The organism is Bacillus salacetis, from assembly GCF_003581585.1.
Lineage (GTDB): Bacteria > Bacillota > Bacilli > Bacillales > Bacillaceae_B > Rossellomorea > Rossellomorea salacetis.
Genome location: NZ_QXIR01000009.1, coordinates 50,510 through 76,102, shown reverse-complemented (window position 1 = coordinate 76,102; position 25,593 = coordinate 50,510). Strand labels below are relative to the sequence as shown.

32 protein-coding genes and 1 riboswitch are annotated in these 25,593 nt (G+C 42.8%); of the genes, 21 read left to right on the top strand and 11 right to left on the bottom strand.

Features of this window, described 5'->3' with window-relative positions:
* Positions 1-196: 196 nt before the first annotated feature.
* Both D3H55_RS08605 and D3H55_RS08600 read left to right on the top strand, forming a co-directional pair.
* A complete protein-coding gene (locus D3H55_RS08605; protein WP_119546498.1) occupies positions 197-505 on the top strand; it encodes an ArsR/SmtB family transcription factor in 309 nt (102 codons plus the stop codon).
* 11 nt (positions 506-516) lie between these two features.
* Positions 517-1,443, top strand: a complete 927-nt coding sequence (locus D3H55_RS08600; RefSeq protein WP_119546497.1) for a cation diffusion facilitator family transporter — start codon at positions 517-519, stop codon at positions 1,441-1,443.
* A gap of 38 nt (positions 1,444-1,481) precedes the next feature.
* Here the strand turns inward: D3H55_RS08600 and D3H55_RS08595 are convergent, their stop codons facing one another.
* Positions 1,482-2,288 carry an EcsC family protein gene (locus tag D3H55_RS08595; protein ID WP_119546496.1) on the bottom strand — a complete coding sequence of 269 codons (807 nt, stop codon included), beginning with the start codon at positions 2,286-2,288 and terminating at the stop codon, positions 1,482-1,484.
* 151 nt (positions 2,289-2,439) lie between these two features.
* Here D3H55_RS08595 and pssA point away from each other — a divergent pair, with 151 nt between their 5' ends.
* Complete coding sequence (gene pssA, locus D3H55_RS08590; protein ID WP_119546545.1) at positions 2,440-3,129, top strand: CDP-diacylglycerol--serine O-phosphatidyltransferase; 690 nt, start codon at positions 2,440-2,442, stop codon at positions 3,127-3,129.
* A 275-nt stretch (positions 3,130-3,404) separates the two neighbouring features.
* Here the strand turns inward: pssA and D3H55_RS08585 are convergent, their stop codons facing one another.
* The 4 genes from D3H55_RS08585 to D3H55_RS08570 all read right to left on the bottom strand — a co-directional run bounded on the left by D3H55_RS08585 (position 3,405) and on the right by D3H55_RS08570 (position 7,907).
* Positions 3,405-4,028, bottom strand: a complete 624-nt coding sequence (locus tag D3H55_RS08585; protein ID WP_119546544.1) for a TetR/AcrR family transcriptional regulator — start codon at positions 4,026-4,028, stop codon at positions 3,405-3,407.
* Positions 3,982-5,247, bottom strand: coding sequence for an MFS transporter (locus D3H55_RS08580; protein ID WP_119546495.1), 1,266 nt, complete (start codon positions 5,245-5,247; stop codon positions 3,982-3,984). The genes D3H55_RS08585 and D3H55_RS08580 overlap by 47 nt, the downstream gene beginning before the upstream one ends.
* A 160-nt stretch (positions 5,248-5,407) precedes the next feature.
* Positions 5,408-6,307: a ferritin family protein gene (locus D3H55_RS08575; RefSeq protein WP_119546494.1), complete on the bottom strand. Its 900-nt coding sequence runs from the start codon at positions 6,305-6,307 to the stop codon at positions 5,408-5,410.
* 124 nt (positions 6,308-6,431) lie between these two features.
* On the bottom strand, positions 6,432-7,907 hold the full coding sequence (locus D3H55_RS08570; RefSeq protein ID WP_119546493.1) for an amidase: 1,476 nt from the start codon (positions 7,905-7,907) through the stop codon (positions 6,432-6,434).
* A gap of 204 nt (positions 7,908-8,111) precedes the next feature.
* Between D3H55_RS08570 and D3H55_RS08565 the strand changes: the two genes are divergently transcribed.
* Positions 8,112-9,050: a ring-cleaving dioxygenase gene (locus tag D3H55_RS08565; protein WP_119546492.1), complete on the top strand. Its 939-nt coding sequence runs from the start codon at positions 8,112-8,114 to the stop codon at positions 9,048-9,050.
* Between the two features lie 36 nt (positions 9,051-9,086).
* Here D3H55_RS08565 and D3H55_RS08560 read toward each other — a convergent pair whose 3' ends face one another.
* A complete protein-coding gene (locus tag D3H55_RS08560) occupies positions 9,087-9,281 on the bottom strand; it encodes a histidine kinase (protein WP_119546491.1) in 195 nt (64 codons plus the stop codon).
* A gap of 157 nt (positions 9,282-9,438) precedes the next feature.
* On the opposite strand from D3H55_RS08560, the gene D3H55_RS08555 reads away from it, so the two are divergent.
* The 5 genes from D3H55_RS08555 to D3H55_RS08535 all read left to right on the top strand — a co-directional run bounded on the left by D3H55_RS08555 (position 9,439) and on the right by D3H55_RS08535 (position 11,344).
* Entirely contained in the window at positions 9,439-9,720 is a 282-nt protein-coding gene (locus D3H55_RS08555) for a hypothetical protein (RefSeq protein ID WP_119546490.1), read from the top strand.
* Positions 9,721-9,821: 101 nt separating this feature from the next.
* Positions 9,822-10,082: a spore germination protein gene (locus tag D3H55_RS08550; protein WP_119546489.1), complete on the top strand. Its 261-nt coding sequence runs from the start codon at positions 9,822-9,824 to the stop codon at positions 10,080-10,082.
* A gap of 14 nt (positions 10,083-10,096) precedes the next feature.
* On the top strand, positions 10,097-10,339 hold the full coding sequence (locus D3H55_RS08545) for a spore germination protein (protein ID WP_119546488.1): 243 nt from the start codon (positions 10,097-10,099) through the stop codon (positions 10,337-10,339).
* A 12-nt stretch (positions 10,340-10,351) separates the two neighbouring features.
* On the top strand, positions 10,352-10,777 hold the full coding sequence (locus tag D3H55_RS08540) for an Hsp20/alpha crystallin family protein (RefSeq protein ID WP_119546487.1): 426 nt from the start codon (positions 10,352-10,354) through the stop codon (positions 10,775-10,777).
* Positions 10,778-10,900: 123 nt separating this feature from the next.
* Positions 10,901-11,344 carry an LptM family lipoprotein gene (locus tag D3H55_RS08535; protein WP_119546486.1) on the top strand — a complete coding sequence of 148 codons (444 nt, stop codon included), beginning with the start codon at positions 10,901-10,903 and terminating at the stop codon, positions 11,342-11,344.
* Between the two features lie 43 nt (positions 11,345-11,387).
* On the opposite strand, the gene D3H55_RS08530 is transcribed toward D3H55_RS08535, so the two are convergent.
* Both D3H55_RS08530 and D3H55_RS08525 read right to left on the bottom strand, forming a co-directional pair.
* Positions 11,388-11,633, bottom strand: coding sequence for a DUF2164 domain-containing protein (locus D3H55_RS08530; RefSeq protein ID WP_119546485.1), 246 nt, complete (start codon positions 11,631-11,633; stop codon positions 11,388-11,390).
* Between the two features lie 65 nt (positions 11,634-11,698).
* A complete protein-coding gene (locus D3H55_RS08525; protein ID WP_119546484.1) occupies positions 11,699-12,166 on the bottom strand; it encodes an NUDIX domain-containing protein in 468 nt (155 codons plus the stop codon).
* A 107-nt stretch (positions 12,167-12,273) separates the two neighbouring features.
* Between D3H55_RS08525 and D3H55_RS08520 the strand changes: the two genes are divergently transcribed.
* From D3H55_RS08520 to D3H55_RS08460, 12 genes are all read left to right on the top strand, one after another.
* Positions 12,274-12,660 carry an NUDIX hydrolase gene (locus D3H55_RS08520; protein WP_119546483.1) on the top strand — a complete coding sequence of 129 codons (387 nt, stop codon included), beginning with the start codon at positions 12,274-12,276 and terminating at the stop codon, positions 12,658-12,660.
* Between the two features lie 270 nt (positions 12,661-12,930).
* The gene (locus tag D3H55_RS08510; protein WP_119546481.1) at positions 12,931-13,482 is read left to right on the top strand and encodes a DinB family protein; all 552 of its coding nucleotides are present in this window, start codon (positions 12,931-12,933) and stop codon (positions 13,480-13,482) included.
* 335 nt (positions 13,483-13,817) lie between these two features.
* Positions 13,818-15,401 carry a ribosomal protection-like ABC-F family protein gene (abc-f, locus tag D3H55_RS08505; RefSeq protein WP_119546480.1) on the top strand — a complete coding sequence of 528 codons (1,584 nt, stop codon included), beginning with the start codon at positions 13,818-13,820 and terminating at the stop codon, positions 15,399-15,401.
* Positions 15,398-16,159: an SDR family oxidoreductase gene (locus D3H55_RS08500; protein ID WP_119546479.1), complete on the top strand. Its 762-nt coding sequence runs from the start codon at positions 15,398-15,400 to the stop codon at positions 16,157-16,159. The genes abc-f and D3H55_RS08500 overlap by 4 nt, the downstream gene beginning before the upstream one ends.
* Positions 16,160-16,276: 117 nt before the next feature.
* Entirely contained in the window at positions 16,277-16,420 is a 144-nt protein-coding gene (gene sda / locus D3H55_RS25480; protein WP_119546478.1) for a sporulation histidine kinase inhibitor Sda, read from the top strand.
* 266 nt (positions 16,421-16,686) lie between these two features.
* A complete protein-coding gene (locus D3H55_RS08490) occupies positions 16,687-17,313 on the top strand; it encodes a flavodoxin family protein (protein ID WP_119546477.1) in 627 nt (208 codons plus the stop codon).
* Between the two features lie 522 nt (positions 17,314-17,835).
* Positions 17,836-18,258, top strand: coding sequence for a GNAT family N-acetyltransferase (locus D3H55_RS08485; protein WP_119546476.1), 423 nt, complete (start codon positions 17,836-17,838; stop codon positions 18,256-18,258).
* A gap of 221 nt (positions 18,259-18,479) precedes the next feature.
* Entirely contained in the window at positions 18,480-19,334 is an 855-nt protein-coding gene (locus tag D3H55_RS08480) for a dimethylarginine dimethylaminohydrolase family protein (RefSeq protein WP_119546475.1), read from the top strand.
* Positions 19,335-19,406: 72 nt separating this feature from the next.
* Positions 19,407-19,451, top strand: a riboswitch (PreQ1 riboswitch).
* A 121-nt stretch (positions 19,452-19,572) separates the two neighbouring features.
* Positions 19,573-20,235 (top strand): 7-cyano-7-deazaguanine synthase QueC, encoded by a 663-nt coding sequence (queC, locus tag D3H55_RS08475; RefSeq protein WP_119546474.1) that lies wholly within the window; start codon positions 19,573-19,575, stop codon positions 20,233-20,235.
* Positions 20,232-20,666 (top strand): 6-carboxytetrahydropterin synthase QueD, encoded by a 435-nt coding sequence (queD, locus tag D3H55_RS08470; RefSeq protein ID WP_119546473.1) that lies wholly within the window; start codon positions 20,232-20,234, stop codon positions 20,664-20,666. Before queC ends, queD begins: the two co-directional genes overlap by 4 nt.
* Entirely contained in the window at positions 20,663-21,382 is a 720-nt protein-coding gene (gene queE / locus D3H55_RS08465; protein ID WP_119546472.1) for a 7-carboxy-7-deazaguanine synthase QueE, read from the top strand. Before queD ends, queE begins: the two co-directional genes overlap by 4 nt.
* A 299-nt stretch (positions 21,383-21,681) precedes the next feature.
* Positions 21,682-22,926 carry a DHH family phosphoesterase gene (locus D3H55_RS08460; protein WP_119546471.1) on the top strand — a complete coding sequence of 415 codons (1,245 nt, stop codon included), beginning with the start codon at positions 21,682-21,684 and terminating at the stop codon, positions 22,924-22,926.
* Positions 22,927-22,957: 31 nt separating this feature from the next.
* Here D3H55_RS08460 and D3H55_RS08455 read toward each other — a convergent pair whose 3' ends face one another.
* Genes D3H55_RS08455 through pxpB form a run of 3 tightly spaced genes read right to left on the bottom strand, consistent with a single transcriptional unit; the run spans position 22,958 to position 25,392 of the window.
* Positions 22,958-23,692, bottom strand: coding sequence for a LamB/YcsF family protein (locus D3H55_RS08455; RefSeq protein ID WP_119546470.1), 735 nt, complete (start codon positions 23,690-23,692; stop codon positions 22,958-22,960).
* A 41-nt stretch (positions 23,693-23,733) separates the two neighbouring features.
* Positions 23,734-24,693 (bottom strand): 5-oxoprolinase subunit C family protein, encoded by a 960-nt coding sequence (locus D3H55_RS08450; protein ID WP_119546469.1) that lies wholly within the window; start codon positions 24,691-24,693, stop codon positions 23,734-23,736.
* A complete protein-coding gene (gene pxpB, locus D3H55_RS08445) occupies positions 24,694-25,392 on the bottom strand; it encodes a 5-oxoprolinase subunit PxpB (protein WP_168413007.1) in 699 nt (232 codons plus the stop codon).
* Positions 25,393-25,593: the final 201 nt, after the last annotated feature.

Sequence of the window (25,593 nt, the reverse complement as noted above, 5' to 3'; positions counted from 1 at the left end):
CAGAATAGAAAAGTGCCGCTCTCTCTTTTTGAGAGTAATACCTTAAAATTCGGCTCTTTATATCTTTAAAAAGGCAACAGTGAATAAGAAAACAGCCTGCCTTTAAGAACAAGAGAAAAAATGTTATAGTGTATTTATCAACATATGAACATTTGTTCATATAATAAAATACATAGTGAAAGAGGATGATGTTCTAATGGATAAAAGCCGTCATGACTTTTTAGAAGAAGAAACGGTTGAGAAGGTGGCTTGGAGTTTCAAAGCACTTTCCGATCCGACGCGAATCCGTATTTTGTATTTACTTACACAAGAGGAATGCTCGGTTGGGCACATTGCAGAGGTATTGAACTTATCTCAGTCGGCAGTTTCCCATCAATTATCTTTTCTAAAGAATCACAGGCTTGTGAAGGCGAGGCGGGACGGCCAGTCTACTTATTACAGCTATGATGATAACCACGTTATTGAAATACTGAAGCAAGTAATCAACCATTCATTACATGAATAGGAGGGAGTATCATGCATCATCATCACCATCATGGCCATGATCATCACAGCCATGGACATGGGCAGTCAAGGGACGGCAATAAAAAAGGTCTTCTTATAGCTTTGATCATCACTACAGGAATCATGCTGCTTGAATTCTTTGGAGGATTAATCACCAACAGCCTTGCCTTATTATCCGATTCAGGCCATATGCTGAGTGATGCCAGTTCGCTGGCTTTAAGCCTTGCAGCCATGTGGATTGCCGGAAAGGCGGCGACTACTGTAAAAACCTACGGGTATTACCGTTTCGAAATTCTAGCTGCACTATTAAATGGTGTAACCTTATTTCTGATTGCCGGTTTCATCGTTTACGAAGCTTATGGACGGATTTTTGATCCGCCTGCTGTATCCAGCGGAAGCATGATGCTTATCGCATTTATTGGTCTGCTGGCAAATTTGTTGAGTGCATGGGCATTGATGAGCAAGGGGGATGTGAAAGACAATGTCAACTTGAGAAGTGCCTATTTACATGTCCTGGGGGATGCCTTGGGGTCAGTCGGTGCAATTCTTGCTGGCGCCGTCATGCTGCTTTTTGATTGGTATTGGGCAGACCCTGTCATTAGTGTACTGGTAGCCTTGCTTATTTTAAAAAGTGCCTGGGGCATCATTTCCCATACTGTCCACATCCTGATGGAAGGAACACCTGCGGGAATTGATGCACAGAGAGTGAGAATGGCTTTAGAGGGCATTCCAGGGGTCAGGAAGGTCCATGATCTCCATATTTGGACGATTACTTCAGGAATGAATTCATTGAGCTGTCATATATTAATTGAAGACAAAGAAGACGATCAGTCCATCTTACAGAAGGCAATAAATGTAATCGAAGAACAATTTCACATTAACCATACTACCATACAGGTTGAACGTTCTGAATTATCCCATGGTGAGGTCCATGAGTAAAGAAAATCCCCATCCGTGAAGGAGGGGGATTTTCTTTATCAAGATTCTTCCAGGGATTGCAGCCTGTCGATGATCCTTCTCTTGCGATAAAGAATGGATCCTGCCTCAGCTATGTCGCCTACCATCGCTCTGTTGGTGAATGCCCCGAAAAGGATACCGGCGACAGGAACCATCTGGAACAGTTTCTTCCATCCGAACTGATCCCTGTAAGTATAGACGACCTCACGCCATCCTTGGATTTGAGCCATGACTTCATTGGAAGAGACATCTTTGTCATAATAAGATGCCAGGTTTTCCAGAATGGCTCTTTTGCCAACAATGTCGGCCGATGCAAATTGCAAGCATTTGATGATGAAGATTCTTTCTGTTTTATCATTCGGATCATATCCGTGAATCAGAGCTATTTCCTGAAGGGTCTTCAATGATATGCCGAGTAATGCCGGTATATCAATTGTAAGTGTGAAAAGTCCGCCGATTCCTGTCGAGGCACCCTGAACAGCTGCTGCTTTCCTTCTGCTGCTTGCCAGTTCACGGCTGAGGCTGTCCATTTCCTCAAGTCCCAATGCCGACATGTCTTCAATGCTGTTTATTTTGGATCCGGTCTTTTTTTCGACTGATTTGAAAACGTGTTTTTGTGAAGTTAAATATTTTCCTCCATTTTGTATGTAGCTGCCCATTTCGTCCAGAAGGGCACCCACTTTCTTATGTACGAATTCGGGAGTGATTTTGTCCAATAGTTTAAAAGGAAGCCGTGTCCATCTTTCCCAGAACCAGGCCTTTTTCCGATCTTCAATCCACCGGTCTGTTTCTTCCAGGGCTCCCTGCAATTCCTGCTTTGTTTCCATTCAGCTCCACCTTTCTATGAATACCAATCCATCATTATCATAAATTAGGGGCAGGGCATTGGCAAATCTTAAGAAAGCAGGTGAGACTATCCTTTTTAATGATATAATGGGGAAAAACAGAAAGAAATTTACGGAGAGTGAAGATAATATAATGCGATTTAAGAAGAGCATCCCAAACATGTTTACGCTGGGTAATTTATATTGCGGATTTTTATCGATAGGGTTTGCGGCCAGCGGGGAATTTAAGAATGCCGCCATCTTGATACTGATAGGAATGATGCTTGACAGCATGGATGGAAGGCTGGCGAGGATGCTTAATGCAGACAGTGTTCTGGGAAAGGAGCTTGACTCGCTTGCAGACATAGTCACCTTTGGTGTTGCTCCTTCATTTTTGGTGTATTATACATACTTCTATCAATTTGATTTGTTAGGATTTGCTGTAGCCGGTTTATTTCCCTTATTCGGAGCCTTCAGGCTGGCAAGGTTCAATGTGAGTTCTGATAAAACAGGGTTGAATTACTTCATCGGGGTGCCGATTACAGCTGCTGGCGGAATATTGGCCTTGCTGACGCTTTTCGGTAACTTCATTCCCAATATCTTGACTACTGTGGTGTTCACCGCTCTATGCTTTTTGATGGTTAGCAGGATACGGATTCCAAGTTTCAAGGAAGTGCCGCTTCCGAAATATGGAACGATTGTGACTGCCTTCCTTGGTTGCTTGTTATTCGTGATTTACAGGGGGACTTATGAACAATTTCCTTATTTGATTTATGTAGCAGCGCCATTATACATTGCTTATTTGTCTTATCTATTTGTCAAAGGGAAGAATAGAAAAGATTAAATGGAATCAGGAAAAACGATTCTCTTGAAGCGGATTTTTTCTTTGGCTCTTTTCGTAATCTTTGTTGCTATTCAATATAATTTTAAATTATTATTCTGGTAAATCGCCGTAAAAACCCCGGTGAGCAGGAAAGAAAAGTGCTGCTCGTTCTTTTTGAGAGTAAACCCTATGAATACAGGGGGAAAATCCGGCACCCGGGATTTTTCTGAAAGCAGCAATATATGCGAAAATAGCCTTTTCCTTTAAGGGCGGGCTGATGCCAGCCCCTGGAAAGTCTATTGTTCTTCCAACCCGAGTGCCCATCTGAGAAAATCGACCAAGAGGGCAGTTTGTTCTTTTAATTCGATTGTGCTATGGTCCAAAACAGCATGGCCCAAAGCCAATCCGTCTATATAGGAAAGGATTGATTTGGCAATGACTTGTTTATCGAAGCGGGGGGAAAACTCCCCTGATTTTTCCCCTTCTTCTAGTAAACGGAATGTGACCTCTATAGCATGCTGGTACCTCCGTTTTGCATATTCCCGTCTGTCTTTTTCATTTCGCCCGGTAATGAAATACTCCAGCTTGGAAGGCGAAAGGGGATCCATATTATCATCAGGCTGTTTTCCTTCTCCCAAAAAAGTCATAAGAAGCGCATCCCAATAGGTATCCTGCTGTTTCAGAAGATTCTCTAATGAATGGTCAATTATCTTTTCCTGCTGGGATTCAATTACAGCGTGAAACAGATCCTCTTTGTTATCAAAATATTGATATAATCCACCACGGCTGACACCTGCCTTTTCCATAACATGTTTCATTGTGGTGTTTTCATAGCCATGCTCCATAAATACTTCTGCTGCAGCTCCGATTAACTTAGCCCGGCGCTGTTGTTTGTGTTCCCGGCTTACTTTCGGCGACATGAATATCCCCCTGTCCGACTTTGTTTTTCAATAGAATTGAGATGAAGAATAGCATAATCAATAACGAGCTTGTAATGAGAAAAGAAGGGATGATCCCGATCCAGGTGGCCAGTGCACCTCCCGCAAGCGGTCCGATTATTGTTGCGGTGGTCGTTGTACTGTTGATTACACCAAACACCCTCCCCGTCATGTGGACGGGAGTCTTTTCCTGCGCTGCTGCCTGAAACGGGATGAAAACCAGTCCTGCTGCCAAGCCTGCAATAAAACCGAGAGCAGGGACCCAGATGATTGAATGTGCAAGATCGAAATAAATGAGTACAGCCATTATTCCAAATGCCATTCCTATTCCAAGGACGCCAAAACACATAAATAGAAAAGCATTGTAATCTGTTTTCTTTGATAGGTAGATACCCGTGAAGAGCATACCCAGGCCTGAACCTGTGACGGCATATCCGAAGAGATCAGGTGAAACATCAGACAACTGGCGCAGCAAGACAATAATCTGCGAATCCGACAATTGCAAAATCAGCAAACTGACACCCAGTAAAAACATACCGTACAATAGATAACTGCTCTGCCTGATGAACGCCATTCCTTCTTTCATTTCTTCTTTGAATGAAGAATCCCGCTTGGTTTCGTCCTGGTTAATGTCATTCATTGTTTTAGGCAAAAAGAAAATTAATACAACAGAGAGGAAAAAGGTTGCTGAGTCAATATAAAATACATTGTATGTTCCGATTGCGGTCACCAATATTCCGCTTAGAAGCGGTCCTGCCACTTTTGTACTGGAATCGATCATTGAAGTAATCGACATTGCCCCTTTAATATGTTCATCCTTGACCAGCTCTTTCAATTTCCCATTTTTTGCAGGGACAAAGACGGAGGAAAAGATGCCGATTGTAAATAAACAAATGTAGACCATCCAGACATTGTCCGCCAAGGTCAGCAAAAGGATGAGGATACCACGTACAACATCCGAGGTGATCATCAGTGTCTTCCGGTCCATCCGGTCGGCAACTGCACCGGATACAGGACCTAATAATGCCATTGGCAATGCCAGACTTAAAATGATCAGTGACATCTGGATGGGTGTTGCTTCCCATTTTAACCCAACCAGCGTAATGATTGCCACAATACTTAACCAATCTCCCAAGCTCGAAATGGCCTGGGCTGTCATCAGTGTAATGAAATTTTTGTTTTGACTTAATCTCTCTCCCATTTGAATCCCTCCCTATTAATTTAAATGACATTAGTGTCGATTTGTTGCTTTTATTATATCGACACCTGTGTCATTTTACAACTATTTTCTTTAAATTTGATAATTATTATTAATTTTCATTAAAAAAAGACCTGATATGAGGTCTTAGTGAAATATTGCTTTAATAATGCCTGGCAAGACCGCGCTCGAAGGCAGCTAAATGGTTGAAGGAGGCATTTCTCAGCTGGGTAAATACAAATTGCATATCAACGGGGAGGTTGTATGTCAAAAATTTATCATACATGGCAATATTATCGATTTCTCCTTTTACACCTGCTGCATAGGCATCTTTTAACGTTTTAGGCACTGTAGCATACATGCCTGATGTATCAGGAGGAATTGGAACGCCGTATTGGCTGAAAAAGGGCTGCAATGCTGCAATATGCCTTTTCTCAGCTTCTTTGATTCTGGAGAAAGTCCTGATCTGACCGAACTTTTCTAAAATAATGTTGTATCTGGTTTGAGCGAGATATTCATCCTGCATGGCGTAGGTCAGCATTTGCGGCACAGTAAGGGACGCGGCGTTGATGGCACCTTCTGCACCAAAGTCGGCTGTCTGCCGTAAATACCTGCCGGAATATGCAGAGTTTAGAAAATAAAGGAACCAGACAGCGTGATTCTGCTCATCTGCTGCCGCTCTTTGAAAGGTCCGCATGATATAAGGATCATCTGTCTTTTCTGCGATTTCCAAGTAAAAGTCGACGGTATCCTGTTCATCCTTGAAGGCAGCATGCAATCCTTTCCTATATTGTTTTGGGCATTCTTCAGTTACTTTAGGAACGGGGTTTGAACCAGTTAATTTTTTGTATATCGAGATGAATTCCTTATAGTGCCGTTTTTCGTCCTGTTGAATTTCGAGGATCTGTTCCATTTCTGCTTGTGTTTTTGCTCTTTTGCTTAGTTCTTCGTAACATAAAATGGCGCTGTATTCTCCATTTATTGCCCGCTGAATATCGCCGGCCAGCTCTTTCTGCCTTTTCGGCCAACCGGTCCAATATGGGGGATCAAGGTAGTTGTACATAAGTTCCTCTCCTTCATAAAAGTCAAGAACATTTTATGTCTTTACGCGTTTGCCTGTGCCTGAATGATTCTAACCATAATGAAAAAAGCAGCTGGATGACCAACTGCTTGTCGAGGTGTTTAATTCATCGCCGGATCCAGAGAGAACTCTTTTCCAGGTCCCCTGCCAGCCTGAATAATAAATCTTCTCTTCCGCGCGCCGCCATTACTTGGACACCACAGGGCAGATTATCCTCGGTCAAATGCAGCGGAAGGGATATCGCAGGTTGTCCTGATAGATTGGCCAATTGAGTAAAGGGGGTTCTTTCCAAACTCTTGGTCGCCAGTTCATCCACAAATCCCGTTTTTTTCAATAATCCCCCTGCATTCAACATTCCAACAGCTTTCATCAACATTTTTTCACCACCGGTTTGATCCAATTCTCCAATACGTGAAGGCGGGTAAGCTGTCGCTGGTGTGATATAAAAAGTATATTCTTCATGGAAGGCTTCCATTTCAATTGCAGAATGATCCCACATCTGCATAGCCTGGACAAATTCTCCGGCTGTAACTTTGTTTCCCAGCTGATTCAATAACCAAGTTACAGGCTCTACATCCTTCATCGTGACTTTTCGTCCAATTATTTCCCCTGTATTCGCCAAGGCTGCAGCTACTTCACCAAAATACATCGTCATGTAGCTCTCGGCAAGTCGGTTTCCATCAATCCGAGGTTCCTTTTCTTCGATTTCAAATCCCATGTCTTCAAGCGATTTCACTGTCTGAAGCACCGCTTTTTTACATTCAGCATGTACGGGGGTCCCTAAGGGGGATTCACAAGTAAAAGCAATCTTTAGGTTCCGTTCCAGCGGGCTGTTTACCAAGTTTAAATAGGATCCAATGAATTCGGGCGCATGAAAAGCAGCTGTCCGTTCATAGCCATGTGTTTCATCGAGCATTGCAGCACTGTCTCTGACGGATTTGCTAAGGATATGATCCACTGAAGCTCCTTGCCATGCACGTCCTTTGCCAGGTCCCACCGGCGTCCGCCCCCTTGTAGGTTTCAGTCCGAATAACCCGGTGAATGCAGCCGGAATGCGGATGGAGCCGCCTCCATCATTACCTCCTGCCATCGGAACCATCCCTGATGCAACCGCTGCTGCCGAACCGCCGCTGGATCCGCCGGGTGTATGGTTCAGATTCCATGGGTTCCGTGTAGGTCCATAGTGACGGGGTTCGGTTACAGCCAGCAAGGCAAATTCAGGAACATTGGTTTGACCGAGTATTATAGTGCCGGTCTTCTTTAATCGTGTTACATACTCGGCATCCACATCACTTATATAGTTTGATAAAATCTTGGAACCAAGAGTCATAGGATGGCCTTTAACTTCCTGCTGCGCATTTTTCAGCAGGATAGGCACACCGGCAAAAGGCAGCGATTTATCCAGGTTCTTCAAGGATTCCTGTGCAGAGTCATACATCTTATGGATGACAGCATTTAAAGAAGGATTCAGTTCTTCAATTCTGGTAATTGCTGATTCAATCAACTCAACGGGCGAGACCTCGCCATTTTTTATGAGTGAGGCAAGGCCCAAGCCATCGTATTTCTCGTATTCAATTGTCATGAGAAAACCTCCAATGAAACAACTTTATTTACTTATTTATATAATTCGACATCAGTGGAAAATTCCTTCTTGTTCTAAAAGATGAAACTTTACAAAAAACCTTGAATGATTGTAATCTATTGACAACTGAAAGTGGATATAATAAAATTATCTCGAATTCGAGATAATTTAGATGATGAACTTTATAATAGGAGGAGTGATGAAATGCGCAAGCAAACAAAAGGAATCCATCATATAACGGCTATAGTCGGAAACCCTCAGGAGAATATCGATTTCTATGCAGGAGTCTTAGGATTAAGGCTGGTCAAACAGACGGTCAATTTTGATGATCCTGGCACCTACCATTTATACTTTGGTGATGAGCAGGGCAGCCCGGGGACCATCGTTACCTTTTTCCCGTGGGATGATGCTCATCAAGGAAGAATTGGAGGCGGACAGGTAGGAACCACATCATATGCAGTACCTGAAGGAGCGCTGCCGTTTTGGGAAAATAGATTGAACGACTTCGCCATTTCCTATAAAAAGAGTGTGCGTTTTGGAGAAACCTATTTGCAATTTGCAGACCCGCATGGGCTTCAGCTTGAACTGGTTGAGCGCGGGCAAGCAAAAGGCAATGGGTGGAATTTTGGCAAGATCACATCTGAGTCGGCCATCCAAGGTTTTGCAGGAGCTTTACTTTTATCGGCCAGCCCTGAATTGACTGCCATGCTGCTTGAGGAAGTAATGGGGCTTGAGCGTATTGGAAAAGAGGAAGGGCTTATCCGTTATAAATCCACTTCAGATATAGGGAATATCATCGATTTGAAAATGGATGAGGTTCCCCGCGGAAGAATGGGAGTGGGGACGGTTCATCACATCGCCTGGCGGGCAAATGATGATCAAGACCAGATGGCCTGGAAAGCCCATCTGGAAGCCAATAGCTACCCGGTGACACCGGTTCAAGACAGGAATTATTTTAACGCGGTCTATTTTAGGGAGCATGGAGATATCCTTTTCGAAATCGCAACGGATCCACCGGGATTTGCTATCGACGAGCCGCTGGAAGGACTTGGGCAGGCTTTGAAACTCCCTCCCCAATTTGAACCTCACAGGGAGAAAATCAACCAAGTATTGCCTCCAGTCCAAGTGAGGGAAATAGAATAAAAAAAACCCTTGTCACGTCTATGTGACAGGGTTTTTTTATTTCACTTTTTCATCTTCAGGAAATAGAAAATAGGTTATAACACCCGAAACCAGCATTCCGCCTATCGAAATGAGGATTCTTGCCGACTGTTCGATTTCGCCATAACTTCTGGATAAGAACCAGAGAGATAGTATAAAGACAAGGATGGAAACTGGAATCACAACAGCCAGTCTCTTATTCAATGAAATCACGTCCTCCCGATAATGTAGCCTTATATAGTTTAACACAGACGTCTTAAAGATAAAGGGCTAAACCACGGCAGAATCAGGGAAATCGGGAAGGAGGATACATGAATCACCAGGATCTGCACAATCTAAGATCAAAATTTCATATTGAGAGGGATGGACTATGGAACATTTTCCAGTCATACATACAAACTTTTGGGATGCTGTTACAGCTATTCCATTGACTATTATCATCACCCAGCTCCTAAAGCTTACTTTTTCGATACGGAGGAATTGGGTCCCGACATTGGCAAATGTCATCGAACTGATTATTTCCATCTTTTTTGCACAAAAAGGCAGCATTTCGGCAGGGGTGTTTATGGGGGTGATTTATGGGAATGCCGCAGTTGGTGTATATGCATCTTTGAAAACAAGTATCATTGCTTTCCGGAACGAGAAGGATTGACTACTGAATAATTGATTAAGGAAAGGCGGGAGAAGGCATCTGCAGTAACATGTGGGCATTGCTGGCATATGATACTCTATAGTTTATAAGGGGTGTGCGATATGCCATCTACTGTCATCAATCTGTATTATCTCAAAGTCAACAGTGTTTCAGGAAATGGATCGGTGAACATAGGTGACACCGCCCATAACAGCCATACTGCTAATAGTAAAGCGCAGGGAACCAATTCTTCCTTTGGAGATACTTCACCGACAGAGGGAATCATGGAAAACATCCTGATTGATCCGGATGTAAACGACATGGCATCTATTGGTACTGCTGACTCTACAAATGTTTTTCCTAAACCCTTGGTCCCGTTATAAGGAAGGAGTATATTATGCCTTATGCAATTAATATTTTTAATATAAAAGTCAATGGAACCACGCAGAATGGGAACATCGATATTGGTCCGACTGTGCAAAACAGCCACACCGCCAATTCGAAATTCGTGGGAGCAAACTTTTCATTTGGTGATTTGTCACCGGCAGCAGCATTCCTGAACTCAGGTAATTTTGACCCGGATGTAAGTGATCAGGGGCAAATAGGCAATCCATCCATGCCGATTGCTAATCAAATATAGTGGGTCGATTACATGGACATTGAAAAGATCAGAAAATGGATGGAAATTACCAATGAGTATCGTTCCAGTGACTTTTGGACGAAGGTGCTTCAGGAAAAAAGGCCGGAAGATTTTTTCAGTGAGCAGAAAAAACAGCAAAATATCGATATTCATCAAAACGATGAGTATTATTATATTACGATGGAGATTCCCGGTATAAACAAAGAGGACTTGGCAATTCACCTGCTTTCTGGCACTAGGCTGCAGGTAAAAGGTGTCATTAGGCATGTTTTTCCTGTTGAAATGGAAGTCAGAAGTGAAAGAATGTATGGTGAATTTGAACAAATCATCGACCTGCCGGGTTACGCCAATGCAGAGACGATTCATATTCAAGTCCATAACGGTTTATTGTTTATAACTTATCCCCGTCAAATCGAAAAAATTCAATTTGATTATTGAAACTCCCGCCATCAATTAAGATGCGGGAATTTTTGATTCTTTTTGAGCATACATTTCAATTTTCCTGCAGGCTGCCGTTATAGTATTATATTAAACAGAGATAGATGGCAGGGGGATAGTATTGTGAAAAAGTTATATGCAGCGGCGCTTTTGCTGGTTTTCTTAATTATTCTGGCGGGTTGCGGAAATAAGAAAATAGAAATGATTGAGAAATCCAGTGTTTCTTTATCAGAGAATGGAAAGAAGCTGGAAGTTCACATCACTTTGGATGATGCAAACATGGAAGAACCAGAAACTTCCTTTCAGGTGAGGCTTTACGCTGGCAGCGGAGAGCTCGTGGAAGCTTTGGGGACAGACCTGTTCGTATTAGATGAAAAATATGTAAGCCATAAAGAAGGTGAAAAGCCTAAAATCTTCGAAATCCATGAATCTTTTCCTCTTGAGCAGCCCATTTCGGAGGATGAGTTGAGGAAGATCATTGAAGATAAAGACGAAGATGCCCTCGAAATTGATGTGCTGAATTCGGAAAAGGTGTTTGCCACTGAAGGAATTCATACAGTTGAATAGGATATAGAGCCCCCTCTTGTGAAGGGGGTTTATTAGATGTACCCTATTCCACAGGCCGTTTCAAGGCGTACAAGTCATCTTCCACTTGAAGCATTTTATCCATCAATACTTCCTTGGAATCCATGATCCCCTTGTTATAAAAATAAGGACCAAGTTCCTTCATGAAGAATTCAAAAAGATTTTCTGCTCCTATGTTCCCGATTTCTTCTCCATGCTGTTCGTAGTGGAAGGTTTGGATCCGGCCGATGATTTCTTCTTTTTCCTCTTTGGACATTTTAATTACCAGCATTCTGACACATCCTTATAGAACTTTTCTTCATAGTAACATACAAAGAGCTGTAGTGTGAGCAGTCACTATTTCATGAGGCTGCACTCTTCAATAAGGTCCATCTCGTAGAGTCCCGCGGCATAATCTTTTATTTGCTTGTGGATCTTCGGGTATAGTGTGATTGAATCCAGTTCAGTGAAGTTTATCCACTCAACACCGGTCTGGTTAACGTCGGGTGTACCAGGCATGGAAGGAGAGCTGCCATTTCTTATCGAACACTCATAAAATAAGCTCAAGTTCGGCGTTGATCCATATAATTCATCATTATGATGAGGAGCATATTCGTAAATGAACGCAAGTTTTTCAACTTTAACTTCCACGCCGGCTTCTTCTTTTGCTTCCCGTACTGCTGCTTCAATGGTAGATTCGCCTTTTTCGACCCCTCCACTTGGAAGGTTGTAGTGAACGCCATTTTCATCTTCAAATTTAACCAGTAGAATTCGTTTATCAGTCATAATCAATGCCCCGGCTCTGACCCGAATAGGATAAGTCATTCAATCATCTTCCTTTCTAACTAATGGAAATATAGTTTACCAGATTTATACTTTAATGGAAATGGTGTAAAATAGATTTAAAAGATAAAAGTAAAGGGTGGAACAGCGTGATCTCACAAGGAATCATATTCAGGGATGAATATATTTTGATGGTAAAGCAGTTCGTTCAGAGAGGTGACATCGTATGGAACTTTCCCGGCGGCGGGATTGAAGAGGGGGAAACCCCTGAGCAGGCGATGGTAAGGGAAGTACAGGAAGAGACCGGATACTGGACTGAAGCCATTGAACAGCTGTCCATCTCTTCGGATAAATACTCCTTCCTGGCAAAAATCGTATCAGGTGAATTATATTTGGATACATCCCTCCCTGAAAATGATGACTTATTGGATGCAGCGTGGGTTCATATTAATGACATGGAGAAGTTCGATCCATTTACACTTCCGATAAGGGAACTTGTCGTGAACCGTTTCAAAATGAAGTTGAATGAGTGTTAATTTAAGCTCTTTGCGTAAACTTTGTTGCTATTTAATTTTTTTTTCAAATAATATCCTGGTAATTCACCGAAAAAATCTCTGTAAACAAGAAAGAAAAGAGCTACTCTCCCTTTTTCGAGTGAAAGGCCTTGGAATACAGGGGGAAAATCCGGCTCATGGGATTTTTCCGCAAGCAACAATGAATGCGAAAACAGCCTAATAATGAGGGTAAATGTCTGATTATTATGATAGTATAGTCAGGTATCAAAGATGTTTCTAGGGGGCTGGAGTATGGAAATCAATGAAAATATGTTTTTAATCAAAGAAAAAGACGGATATAAGAAAGATTTCTCTATATTGATATCTATGATGAATTATGCCAGATTCACCACGCTGGCTGATTTGAAGAATGTATCACAAGAAGAAGTGGATTACCGCCACAATGGTGAGTTCAATTCCATCGCCATGCTGCTTGCTCATTTGACGGCTGTCGAAAAAGTGTATCAAAAAATGACGTTTGAAGAAGCTGGTGATGAAGAGATCAATGATTATGCAGATACACTTGAGCCGGCAGTTGGATTGGGGAAAGAGGCTGCAGTCATTCAAGGAAAGCCTCTTCAATACTATCTGGATGAATTAGAGGCAGTCAGAAAAATCACGGAAGAAAAGTTCGCCTCGCTGGATGAAAGCTGGCTTTATCATGAGACGGATTTTTGGTACAGCAAAAAGGGGAACAACTTTTTTAAATGGTTTCATGTATTTGAAGATGAAATCAATCACAGAGGCCAAATCAGGCTGATCAGGAAGCTTTTCAAGGAGGGAAAAGGACTCGGCAGGGTGTGAATTTTTTCATGGACTTGTTGCAAATTCTAATGGTTGCCAATATACTGAGAGTAGCTAAAATAGAAAGGACTGAATTTTTGAGCAATGAAGTAATTACCTATCCCACTAAAACGAGAAAAAGCAAAAGCATATTTGTAAAATTAAACTCGTTCCGGATAGGATAAGTATGTCCATTTTTCACTTTGGACTCTTCGCTCAAAAAAAGTATACCACTCAGTCTGCAGGAATCTTTCTTTAGAAGGTTTTCTTGGTTTTTTCTGTACGTGTAACTTTTTTTAACTAATGAGCATAGAATACATACTAACCTTTCCGGAGCATTTCGGGGAGGTTTTTTTATGTTATTGATGAGAGCCAGAAATGTTCAATACACAATCGGTGATAAGAAGTTTTTTGATGAGAAAGAAATAAATATCTATCAAGGGGATAAAATCGGCTTGATAGGAAAGAACGGCCAAGGTAAATCGCTTCTCTTAAAGTACCTTCAGGGATTGACGGATGCAGTGCCGGAAGTGGAGTGGTACTGCAGCAGCGGATATTTTGAGCAGCTGAATCAAAATATCAGTGACACCTATTTAAGCGGAGGAGAAATGACGATCAAAAAGTTGAATGCGCTTTTTTCCGAAACCAGTGGCTTAATGTTTTTGGATGAGCCGTCGAACAATCTTGACTGGGAAAGAATTGAAGAGCTTCAAAAACGCCTGAAGACTTTTAACGGCAGCTTTATCCTGGCATCCCATGACAGGTCCCTTCTAAATGCGGTCTGTTCAAAAATCTGGGAAATTGAAGAGGGGAAACTGATAGAGTACCAGGGAAATTATGATGATTATCTGCAGGAAAAGGAACGGCAAAAGAAAGAGCAGGAAGCGAAGTATGAGGGCTACACGAAAGAAAAAAAGCGGCTGCAGGAAAGGTATGAACAAAAGAAGAAGCAAGCTCAAGGTATGGATAAGCCTCCTTCCCGTATGGGGAATTCCGAATGGCAGCTGTATAAAGGGAAGGCTGCAGGGAAGAGAGCGAAAGTGGAACGTGTTTCCACTGTGATACGGGAGCGGATTGACAGGATGGAAAAGGTGGAAAAACCATTTGAGTGGGATGCCGTAAAAATGGAATATAAACTGCAAACGCCCATCCATAGAAAGACATTGCTATCAGCTAAAGACATCGAAAAATGGATTGATGGCAATAAACTTTATCAAAGCAGCCATCTTAAATTAAAAACCGGCAGTAAAACAGCTTGCATCGGCCGAAATGGGTGCGGAAAAACGACCTTGATCAGGCAGCTTCTGCAGGAGGATCCAGAACAGGTGGACATTGCACAGAATGTGAAGGCGGGATACTTTGAGCAGACGCTGGAAAACCTTCCGGAAAACTCTACTATCCTCGAATATGTAACAGAAGGCAGTACCCTACCGCAGCATGTCATCAGGATCATCCTGGCACGATTAAGATTTTATGAAGAGGACGTCCATAAACCAATTCATGTACTGAGCGGAGGGGAACGCGTGAAGATCTCCCTTGCAAAGCTGCTGGTCGGTGATTATAACCTATTGATCCTCGATGAGCCGACAAATCATGTCGACCTTGATACACTGCAAGCAATGGAGGGACTTTTGCGGGACTATCCGGGAACGGTCCTCGTCATTTCCCATGATAGGGCATTCCTTGATAATGTTGCGGATAAGCTATGGAGATTCCAGGATGGAACAATAACTATGTTTGACGGTGGTTTGCAGCAGTCCGAGGAGTGGAGCCGACAGCCAACGAAAGCAGATGAAAATGAAGAGGAAATCTTGATGCTTGAAACAAAGATGACCGAACTGATCAGCCGCTTGAGCATACCTTCTCCTTCTGATGATGTTTCTTTAATTGAGGGCCAATACCAGGAAGTGCTTCGTCAGCTGAAGGAGTTAAGATCATGAACAGGATTGCTGTGGTGACAGGGGCCAGCAGACTGGGGGGCATTGGTGCCTCCATCTGTCTTAAATTAGCGGATCAGGGCTGCGATATATTTTTTACAGGGTACAGGGAATATGACAACAGCATGCCTTGGGGCGCAGAAGAAGAGGGATTCGAGCGTTTGAAAACAGCTATAGTGGAAAAAGGAGTCAGGTGCGAATGGGAAGAAATTGATTTTATGAAAGAAGAGGCACCTGAACAAGTGTTGAATTCCGTAATAAACAAATTGGGGAAGCCGGCAATCCTTGTGAATAACGCTGCTTATTCAACAGAAACAAGTATCGGGAAGTTTTCGGGCAGGGAATTGGATAGGCACTACTTTGTCAATCTTAGGGCACCAAGCCTTTTAACAGCTGAGTTTATCCGGGTTGTTGATGAAGATGCCGGAGGACGGGTGGTATTTCTTACAAGCGGGCAATCACTGGGAGCCATGCCCGATGAACTGGCATATGCAATGACCAAAAGCGGGGCTGAGGCATTAGTCAGATCAACAGCCGTTCATGCTGCCCGAAAAGGGGTCACCATTAATGCTGTCAATCCCGGGCCGACTCAAACGGGATGGATGACTGAAACCATACAAAAAGAATTGATCAGCCAATTTCCGATGGGAAGGCTGGGGGTTCCTGAGGATACAGCAAACTTAATCGCTTTTCTGGTCTCACCTGAAGCACAGTGGATTACTGGTCAGATCATTCATTCAGAAGGCGGCTTTATCCGGTAAATGTCAAAGATGCCATCCACTTAAATTGTAAAAAGTTATAAACTGTAAAAATAGGGTAAAAACCTTTAAATACCTTTTGTCAAATTTGAATGTTCTTCTTTTCGTAAGGAGGAATGCATGGACCCTATAACTCTAAAGCAATTAAGCAATAAACAGCTGATGACTGTATGGAGGCATGCCAAAAAGCAGAGACACTCGGAAGAATATATTGCCATGTTAAAAAAAGAAATGAAAAGAAGGGTAATCGTTACCTATAAATAGATAAAAGGATTAAAATTCTGATCGGCTCTTTTCTGCTGTTGATGAAAATTTTAAAGGGTCCATCTCTGAGAGCCCTTTTTAAATAAGGAAAAAAAGAGCCGGCCCCCTTGCTTTTATCTAGTAATTAATTTGAAATAATAATAAATACTAAAACAGAACGCTTGCAAGACTTCCTGCAGTTAAATTGTTCTCATACTCACCAGCTAGTTTGATTATAGCTTTAAGTGGATATTAAATAAGAGAACTATCTGAAGGAGGTAAGTATTTTGACTATAAAGGCATTATTTCTGAATTGCAGTTTAAAGAAAAGCCCTGAAACTTCTAACACACAAGGCTTAATGGACAAAGTAATCGATATTATGCAGGATGAAGGCGTTGACACAGAAACGATCCGGATTGCCGACTATAATGTGGCACCCGGAATGACTCCTGATGAAGGAATCGGTGACGAGTGGCCAGAGATTTTCGAGAAAGTGAAGGAATCGGATATCCTCGTAATCGGTACACCCATCTGGCTGGGCGAAAAAAGCAGTATTGCCAAGCGGGTAATCGAACGGATCAATGGAGGTGCAAGCCTGACAAATGATAAAGGCCAATACCTTTACTATAATAAGGTTGCAGGTTCAATCGTAACTGGAAATGAAGATGGAGCCAAAAGTGCCTCGAGGGATATTATTTACGGGATGTCCCACCTGGGGTTCACTATCCCGCCTAACGTCGACTCCTACTGGGTCGGGGAAGCGGGGCCGGGACCTTCATTCCTTGAAGCGGAAGGCTTCAAAAATGATTTCACTAAACAAAATACCAGAATCATGGCCTACAACCTGATACATTTTGCTAAAATGCTGAAAGAACATCCGATTCCAGCAGAAGGAAATGTAGTTAATTCATAAATAAACCGCTGAGATACACTTCTCAGTTCCAGAACCCCGCTTTATTGAGCAGGGGTTCTTATTTTTTTGTTGGCTTTTTCCGTAAACTTTTATGCTCTAATTAATATCTATCACAGATCATCTCCTGGTAACCCCCCGAGAAACCCCTGGTTTGTTAAAAGGAAAAGAAATCTTTCCCTATTTTGAGAGAAAAACCTTGGGGTACAGGGAGGAAAATCGGTATCTCGGATTTTTCCGAAAGCAACAATATATGTGAAAAACAGCCTTTAATAATGAAGATAAGCGGCCGAACTCCATGCTCCTTCTTCCCATAGGCTGTCTTCAAATCCTTCTGTTCAGCAGGAGTAAGGCAGCAATCCTATCCTTCCTCTCCATAGTAATCACTATCACTTCGAAGGCTTGCAGCCGGTATCAACTCCGGCCTTACTAAGAACAGACTGGGGAATTGGTATGAAGGAATTAATTCTTCTTATAAAGAATAATAGTGGGAAGTCAGGATTTTGAGAAAAGGGAGTAATGAACATGGAATTTAGGGAAGCCGTAACCCAACAGGATTGGGCCAAGGTATATCAGCTATTGATTGAGTTGAGGACAGATTTATCCAGAGAGGGATATAAAAGTTTATTGAAAGACATGAAGAGTGAGGGGTACAGAGTTTTCTGCCTGTATGATGAAGAAGAACTGGTTTCACTTGCAGGAGTTATAATCAGAACGAATTTTTATTCCAAGCGTCATGTATTCGTCTATGATCTCGTCACTGCCTCATCGGTCCGGTCAAAGGGATATGGAAGAAAACTCCTTCAATTTGTTGAGGAGTGGGGCAAGGGTGAAGGATGCGAAACGATTGGCCTTGATTCTGGCCTTCAAAGGAAGGATGCCCACCGCTTCTACGAAGTGATGGAATTCAGCAAGTCCAGTTATGCATTTAGAAAGAATCTCTTCTAGACCAGCAGGGCATTTCATATAAAATTGTAAAATTTCTTCAGTAAATATTCATTCAGTAAAAAGGAAGAATTACCCGGTTGTCAAGAATAAACATACAGTAATAATGCGTAATAGTTAATCTTTATGCAATGAGCGGGTTCTTTCCTTCCATCTGCGAGTTTAATATCATCTTATCAATGGGAATAGTCTCATAAAAAGGTATATTAAGATGGAGGGTTAATATGGCGACTACGATTAGAAAGCAGCAAACGGAATATTGTGACAGTGAATATGACAGGTTGAATAAAGTCATCGTTTGCCAGCCTCGTTACATGAAAATAGAGGAAGTCATCAATGAGACTCAAAAGCATTTCCTGGATAAAAATATAGATATTGAAACAGCTTTGATTCAACATGGGAACTTTGTGAAAGCTATGAAGGAAAACGGTGCGGAGGTCATTCAGTTACCGCCTGACCAGAGGCTCCCTGAACAGGTATTTACAAGGGACATCGGTTTCACGATTGGTGATACTGTTTATGTATCTGAAATGGGAAGCGATATACGGTCGGGTGAAGTCAGTGTGTTGACTGACTGGCTCGAAAGCAATGGCCTTCAATATGAAAAGCTTGACTTCAGCAGCATTGAAGGCGGGGACGTCATAATAGATAAAGACAAGATTTTTGTAGGGATAAGCCACCGTACCGACCAAGGAACAATCAATCAATTGCAGGAGCTGGCTGAAGGGTACCAAGTCATCCCAGTTCCTTTCCAGAAAAAATACCTGCATCTTGACTGTGTTTTCAACATTCTTTCCCCGGATGAAGCTCTTGTATTTTCACCTGCATTCAAACGGAAAGAATTGAAAATGCTGGAATCTTATTATGATTTAATTGAAGTGAATGCAGAGGAACAATTCACTATGGGGACGAATGTGTTATCCATCGGGAATAGAAAAGTTTTGAGCCTTCCGCAAAATAAGGGGGTCAATCGGTCTTTAAGAAGTTATGGATATGAAGTCATTGAAGTGGATTTTTCTGAGATCATTAAATCAGGCGGCTCATTCCGCTGCTGTTCAATGCCTTTGCTGCGGGATTAAAACAGATATAAGATGACAGTCGTCCGGCTCTATGTTATAGTAGCAAAATAAATAGAAGAAATCTGTCTGCAGGCAGGAGAGGTTCTAGCTTAACCCTCTATAAAAAACTAAGGAAACGGCATCTCCTTGGGTGCCGTTTTTTTGTTTGTTCAATAGAAAATTGCTTATAGAGAATGTGCAATGAACCTCCTTCTTCTTTTACCAGGCAGGAGTGCCTAAGAAAGAGAGGAGATTTTTTATGAAAAACGAGAAAGCACTTGTAGTTTTCAGTGGTGGGCAGGATAGTACCACCTGTTTGATTTGGGCAAAAAAAGAATTCAAAGAGGTTGAAGCAGTCACATTTAATTATGGACAGAGGCACCTTGATGAACTTGCATGTGCAAAGGAGATCGCCGAAGAATTCAACATCCAACATCATGTGCTGGATATGAGCCTTCTTAACCAGCTATCACCAAGCGCGCTGACCAGAAATGAGGAAATCACCGAAAAAGAAGGGGAACTTCCTTCCACCTTTGTTCCGGGCAGAAATCTATTGTTTCTTTCATTTGCAGGGGTCCTGGCCAGGAATATCGGTGCCGGACATATCATTACGGGTGTCTGTGAGACCGACTTCAGCGGATACCCTGATTGCAGGGATATGTTTGTAAAATCATTCAATGTTACGTTGAACCTTGCCCTTGATGAAGGGTACGCTGTTCATACACCACTGATGTGGCTCGATAAGAAAGCTACTTGGAAATGGGCTGATGAGATGGGTATGCTTCAATATGTCCGTGAAAAGACACTTACCTGCTATAACGGCATAAGAGGGGATGGCTGCGGAGAATGCCCTTCCTGCCGATTGAGGAACAAAGGGCTCAGGGAATATCTGTCTGAGAAAAAGGGGGGAGGATCATTATGATTGGACAGATATATCCTGTTCCAGAGCACCCCTTCTCCTATGAGTTGAATAAAGATTTCCAGTTTGCGGCAGCTCATTTCATCCCTTCAGAGTCCGCAGGCAAATGCCGGAAAATCCATGGCCATACCTATTTCGCCAATGTAACGATTGGCGGGGATGAATTAGATGATTCGGGGTTCCTTTTTAATTTCGCAGAAATTAAGAAGCTTATCCATGATAGGTTCGATCACACGATTCTTAACGAAGATCCGCTTTTCTCGGAACATCCTGAGCGGTATCCGACTACGGAAGTCATGGCAGAGATTATATATGGAATCATTCAGGACTGCTTGAATGAACAGGGAAATCATGCCCAATGCCTTCAAGTTTTCTTACGGGAAACACCTACCAGTTACTGTATATTCCGTCCGGGAAAGGATAAGTTCCAATGAGAAAAATACCTGTTCTGGAAATCTTCGGACCGACCATCCAAGGGGAAGGAATGGTCATAGGCCAGAAAACCATGTTTGTACGAACAGCTGGCTGTGATTACTCCTGCTCCTGGTGCGACTCGGCCTTTACTTGGGATGGATCAGCCAAAGATGATATCCGCATGATGACTGCAATCGAGGTCTGGGAAGAACTGAAAACAATCGGAGGCACCCGGTTCAGCCATGTAACCATCTCTGGGGGGAATCCCGCGCTTATTGGAGCCATTGAAGAACTTCTCGTTATTTTTAATGATAACGAAATCCAATCTGCCCTGGAAACCCAGGGAAGCAGGTGGCAGGACTGGTTCATGGACATAGATGACCTGACACTTTCCCCAAAACCGCCAAGCTCAGGTATGAACACTGATTTTGATAAGTTGGATTTCATCATGGGGAAATTAAGAGGGCAAAAGGACTGCAGTTTAAAAGTGGTCATTTTCGATGAAAGGGATCTTGAGTATGCAGCTGCCCTGCATGAAAGATACCCCGGAGTCCCATTCTTCCTGCAAGTCGGGAACAGCAATCTCGCTGAGTCGGATGAAGGCCGCTTGGTGCGCGGACTGATAGCTGAATATGAGAAGCTGATTGATGCTGTGATCCAAAGTGAACGGCTTAATAACGTCAGAGTGCTTCCTCAGCTTCATACCTTTGTATGGGGGAATAAACGGGGAGTTTGACACATAGTCCTTTAGAGTGTCCGCATGAAATGATTTGGATTGGTTCATTGGAAGTAAAGGATGATAACGGCCGCTTCCGCTTTTTATCAATCCAGCTCCAGCGCCTAGCCCCTCGGGGTCATAAGCCAATCCGTCAAGAAGGTTAAAGAGCAACCTTCCCCCCGGCTCGTCTTATGCCTGTCGGGGCTGAACAAGGCGCTTCCGCTTTTTATTTAACATGTGACGTTTTTTGCTGTATATTAGCAGGTGAATGACAAAAAATAGACTTGAATACATAGAGAAAGCCTAGGAGGCAAAATATGCAGCGTTTTTTATTATCACATAATGATTTAGATGGTGTCGGTTGCGGCATCATTGCAAAGATTGCATGGGGCGAAGAAGCTGAAGTCCGCTATAATTCGATCGGCGGCTTGAACTTTCAAGTGGCAAGATTTTTAAAGAAGCCTCATAAAGATACCAAATTGTACATTACTGACCTCTCGGTGAATAAAGAAAACGAGGAAGCGATAGAGGCTTATTATAAAAAGGACGGAAAAGTCGAATTGATTGACCATCATCGAAGTGCTGAACATTTCAATCAATATGATTGGGCTGCAGTCACTGTCCAATATGATGATGGAAGGCTGGCTTCTGCTACATCATTACTGTATGAAGACCTTCAGAAGAAAGGTGAGATTGAAACGACGCCGATTCTTGATGAATTCGTTGAATTGGTGAGACAGTATGATACCTGGGAGTGGGATGTTAATAATAATATGACTGCCAAAAGGTTAAATGATTTGTTTTTCCTTCTGACGCTTGAAGAATTTGAAGAAAAGATGCTCCATCGTCTTCAGCATCATGATAAATTTTTCTTTGATGAGTTTGAACAGAAAATCCTTGAGATGGAAGAAGGAAAGATAGACAGGTATATCCGCAGAAAGCGGAGAGAACTGACAAAATCATTTGTTGATGATTACTGTGTCGGGATTGTGCATGCTGAATCCTATCACTCAGAATTGGGTAATGAACTGGGGAAAGACAATCCATACCTTGATTATATTGCCATAATCAGTGTGGGTGGAAAGCGGATCAGCCTTAGGACAATTCATGACCATGTTGATGTGTCGGCAGTTGCCGGAAAGTTTGAAGGCGGCGGTCATGCAAAAGCATCTGGATGCAACTTGAATCACGAAGCCTTTAAGCTGTTTGTCACCGAGGTCTTCGATATCGAACCTATGCCGATCGATGCTCCTAAAAACCGATACAACCTGAAAGACTCGCCAAACGGTTCGCTGTATAAAAACAGGCAGGAAGATCAATTGTTTGTGTATCCGATTGATGGAGAGAGCTGGAGAGTTGAATATAATGGCGTATTTGAAGGTGATTTCCAAACGTTTCAGGAAGCAGAAAATCACATAAAAAAAGAATATTCCGCTGGCCTTTCAAGAGATGATGACTACACGGAATACCTGATAGAGAATGTCAAAAACAACAAAGTGCTTCAGGCTGCTGCCCAACAGCTGCCCTTTAATGTAATGGCTGATAAACAAGAGAAGAAGTAACACAAAAGCTGGTCTGAAAAAAGACCAGCTTTCATATTGCCTGCTTTAATGCCTCTATTATCTTTTCGGCAAAATCCAGTGCCTTTTCGTTGTCACCGTGTAAACATATCGATTCCGGTAAGATATCGATTTCGATTCCATCCAGGCTCACTACTTTATGTTCCTTGACCATCCGTATCACCTGTGCCAGAGCCTGCTCATCACTGTGGATGACAGCCCCTTCCTGTGACCGCGGCGTAAGAGTGCCGTCACTTAGATACGTTCTGTCAGCAAAAACTTCGTTGACGGTCTTCAATCCTGCTTTTTTTCCAGCAGTAATCAGTTCTGATCCGGCAAGCCCATACAAGCATAATCCCGGATCATAGTCTGCTGTGGCCTGTGCAATTGCATTCGCTGTGTCTATATCAATTGCTGCCCGGTTGTAAAGGGCACCGTGAGGTTTGACATGAGATAATTGTCCTCCTTGTGAGCGGACTATGGCACTCAAAGCGCCAATCTGATATAAAACCAAAGCATAAATTTCTTCCGGCGGAATCTCGATATGACGCCGTCCAAACCCTTGGAGATCCGGGTATCCAGGATGGGCTCCGATCTTTACTCCGTTATGTAAAGCCAGTTTGACAGTCTTCAACATGACCTGGGGATCTCCTGAATGAAAGCCGCATGCAATGTTGGCAGAGGTGATTCTTTTAAGAATTCCTTGGTCATTTCCTTTTACAAATGCTCCAAAACTTTCTCCTAAATCACAGTTTAAATCGATTTGCATGTACCATTCTCCTCCTTTAGTAGGTAAAGTGAAGCAGGATGTCAGCCCCGCTGTGTTTTCAAGCGGATAGCAGCTGCCGCCAGTTTGATATCATTTTCTGCGTTTCGTAATGCTTTATAAGCATCTTCTAATGTCACTTCTTTGAATGTGACTGTTTCGTGAGGCTTTTTTTGGGCAATGACAGGCAGGTCTGCGGTAATGATGTTTGATATCTTTGGATATCCGCCAGTAGGCTGGCTGTCCGCCATGAGGACTATTGGCTGACCGCTGGCTGGAACCTGCACAGTTCCCTTGGTGATGCCTTCTGTTAGGAGCTCCTGGGAATATTTCATTCGAAGGGGCGGACCGCTCAGTCTGTATCCCATCCTATCTGATTCAGGAGTAATCATGAATTCCTTGGACAAGAAGCTGATCTGGGTTTCTTCGGTAAACCAGTCCCATTGGGTGCTTTTGATGACCCTGACTTCTTTTTTACCAAGATAAGAGAATAGAGAGGGAGATAAAGACCACGGAATCGTGGATCCACCAGGCTCTTCTGTGTTTAAATTTATTTTGTCTCCTGCTTTTAAGGGTCTCCCCGCATATCCACCGATTTTCGCAAGTGTATTTGTGCTGCTGCTGCCCAGCTGTTTGCTGACCTGCATTCCGCCTTTAAATGAGATATACGCCCGCAATCCTCTTTCTGCCACTCCAAACCGCAATACATCGCCCCTGCGCACTTGTAAAGGTTTGTTACTCGAAACCGGTTCATCATTAATGGACGGATTCAGGTCCGCTCCGCAAATGGCTATGATGGCTTGACTGGTGAATTGGAGGACTGGGCCCTGCAAGGTGATTTCGACTGCAGCTTCACCTTCGGCGTTTCCTACTAAAAGATTGGCCATGCGAAAAGCAAGTTCATCCATCGGTCCGCTGACAGGCATGCCGATATCACGGTAGCCAATTCTGCCCCCGTCCTGAATCGTTGTTAAAAGACCGCTCCTTTCGACAGAAAAACCCATTCAGCTTTCCTCCATTTCTTTAAATTGATTTTCCGTAATTGAATAAAACCTTACTTTGTCTCCTTGTGAGAGAAGTGCCGGCTTGCCGGGAGTATCCGGGTCGAATAATTTCAATGGGGTTTTCCCTATGATTTGCCATCCACCTGGTGAGGCAAGTGGATAAATACCTGTTTGGTTGCCTGCGATACCCACAGAGCCAGCCTCAATCCGTACACGTGGATTTTTTTTTCGGGGCGCAGCAATGGCAGGATCCATCCCGCTCAAAAATGGAAATCCTGGTGAAAAACCAAGGAAAGCGACCGAATAAATTCTGCTGCTGTGGAATTCGATCACACTGGCTTCATCCAAAGAATTATGATCAGCGACAAAAGAAAGGTCCGGGCCGGCATGTTTTCCGTACAGGACCGGTATAGACAAGACATCCTTGCTTGAGGAATCCTCAAGCATTTTTAACGCATTTATTTCATAAGCCAAGATATCCTTAAGTACATTGAATGGTGAACTTGAACTGATTTTTAATGGATCAAAGTGGACAGTTACTGTTTTAAATGCCGGGACCGCTTCGATGATGGCATTGTTCTTTCGCCTCGACAAAGCAAGGGTAAAGGCTGTAACAGCATTCAAGCACTTTTCAGCATCAGTCAACAGAAATTCTACTATTAAAGCAGAATCACCTAAAGGATGAATCGTATATTTCAAAAGAAATTCACTTCCAATCCTAAAAACATTCTGAATTATTACTTTCATCTTAACATAGAGATGTTTTTGAATAGAATGAGGAGTATTGAAAAACACCACAGAGGAATATATGTTGTCCTGAATGTTCTTTCCTTTGGCATGAGGATGCATGTTTCACTTCCACTGCAGAAAAATTCACGGAAAAAAGCCGGAACAAAAGGC

Bases quoted from the DNA above. Each gene is read 5' to 3' on its own strand.
- D3H55_RS08605 (WP_119546498.1), top strand. From the start codon at position 197: ATGGATAAAAGCCGTCATGACTTTTTAGAAGAAGAAACGGTTGAGAAG.
- D3H55_RS08600 (WP_119546497.1), top strand. From the start codon at position 517: ATGCATCATCATCACCATCATGGCCATGATCATCACAGCCATGGACAT.
- D3H55_RS08595 (WP_119546496.1), bottom strand. From the start codon at position 2,288: ATGGAAACAAAGCAGGAATTGCAGGGAGCCCTGGAAGAAACAGACCGG.
- pssA (WP_119546545.1), top strand. From the start codon at position 2,440: ATGCGATTTAAGAAGAGCATCCCAAACATGTTTACGCTGGGTAATTTA.
- D3H55_RS08585 (WP_119546544.1), bottom strand. From the start codon at position 4,028: ATGTCGCCGAAAGTAAGCCGGGAACACAAACAACAGCGCCGGGCTAAG.
- D3H55_RS08580 (WP_119546495.1), bottom strand. From the start codon at position 5,247: ATGGGAGAGAGATTAAGTCAAAACAAAAATTTCATTACACTGATGACA.
- D3H55_RS08575 (WP_119546494.1), bottom strand. From the start codon at position 6,307: ATGTACAACTACCTTGATCCCCCATATTGGACCGGTTGGCCGAAAAGG.
- D3H55_RS08570 (WP_119546493.1), bottom strand. From the start codon at position 7,907: ATGACAATTGAATACGAGAAATACGATGGCTTGGGCCTTGCCTCACTC.
- D3H55_RS08565 (WP_119546492.1), top strand. From the start codon at position 8,112: ATGCGCAAGCAAACAAAAGGAATCCATCATATAACGGCTATAGTCGGA.
- D3H55_RS08555 (WP_119546490.1), top strand. From the start codon at position 9,439: ATGGAACATTTTCCAGTCATACATACAAACTTTTGGGATGCTGTTACA.
- D3H55_RS08550 (WP_119546489.1), top strand. From the start codon at position 9,822: ATGCCATCTACTGTCATCAATCTGTATTATCTCAAAGTCAACAGTGTT.
- D3H55_RS08545 (WP_119546488.1), top strand. From the start codon at position 10,097: ATGCCTTATGCAATTAATATTTTTAATATAAAAGTCAATGGAACCACG.
- D3H55_RS08540 (WP_119546487.1), top strand. From the start codon at position 10,352: ATGGACATTGAAAAGATCAGAAAATGGATGGAAATTACCAATGAGTAT.
- D3H55_RS08530 (WP_119546485.1), bottom strand. From the start codon at position 11,633: ATGCTGGTAATTAAAATGTCCAAAGAGGAAAAAGAAGAAATCATCGGC.
- D3H55_RS08525 (WP_119546484.1), bottom strand. From the start codon at position 12,166: ATGACTTATCCTATTCGGGTCAGAGCCGGGGCATTGATTATGACTGAT.
- D3H55_RS08510 (WP_119546481.1), top strand. From the start codon at position 12,931: ATGGAAATCAATGAAAATATGTTTTTAATCAAAGAAAAAGACGGATAT.
- abc-f (WP_119546480.1), top strand. From the start codon at position 13,818: ATGTTATTGATGAGAGCCAGAAATGTTCAATACACAATCGGTGATAAG.
- D3H55_RS08500 (WP_119546479.1), top strand. From the start codon at position 15,398: ATGAACAGGATTGCTGTGGTGACAGGGGCCAGCAGACTGGGGGGCATT.
- sda (WP_119546478.1), top strand. From the start codon at position 16,277: ATGGACCCTATAACTCTAAAGCAATTAAGCAATAAACAGCTGATGACT.
- D3H55_RS08485 (WP_119546476.1), top strand. From the start codon at position 17,836: ATGGAATTTAGGGAAGCCGTAACCCAACAGGATTGGGCCAAGGTATAT.
- D3H55_RS08480 (WP_119546475.1), top strand. From the start codon at position 18,480: ATGGCGACTACGATTAGAAAGCAGCAAACGGAATATTGTGACAGTGAA.
- queC (WP_119546474.1), top strand. From the start codon at position 19,573: ATGAAAAACGAGAAAGCACTTGTAGTTTTCAGTGGTGGGCAGGATAGT.
- queD (WP_119546473.1), top strand. From the start codon at position 20,232: ATGATTGGACAGATATATCCTGTTCCAGAGCACCCCTTCTCCTATGAG.
- queE (WP_119546472.1), top strand. From the start codon at position 20,663: ATGAGAAAAATACCTGTTCTGGAAATCTTCGGACCGACCATCCAAGGG.
- D3H55_RS08460 (WP_119546471.1), top strand. From the start codon at position 21,682: ATGCAGCGTTTTTTATTATCACATAATGATTTAGATGGTGTCGGTTGC.
- D3H55_RS08455 (WP_119546470.1), bottom strand. From the start codon at position 23,692: ATGCAAATCGATTTAAACTGTGATTTAGGAGAAAGTTTTGGAGCATTT.
- D3H55_RS08450 (WP_119546469.1), bottom strand. From the start codon at position 24,693: ATGGGTTTTTCTGTCGAAAGGAGCGGTCTTTTAACAACGATTCAGGAC.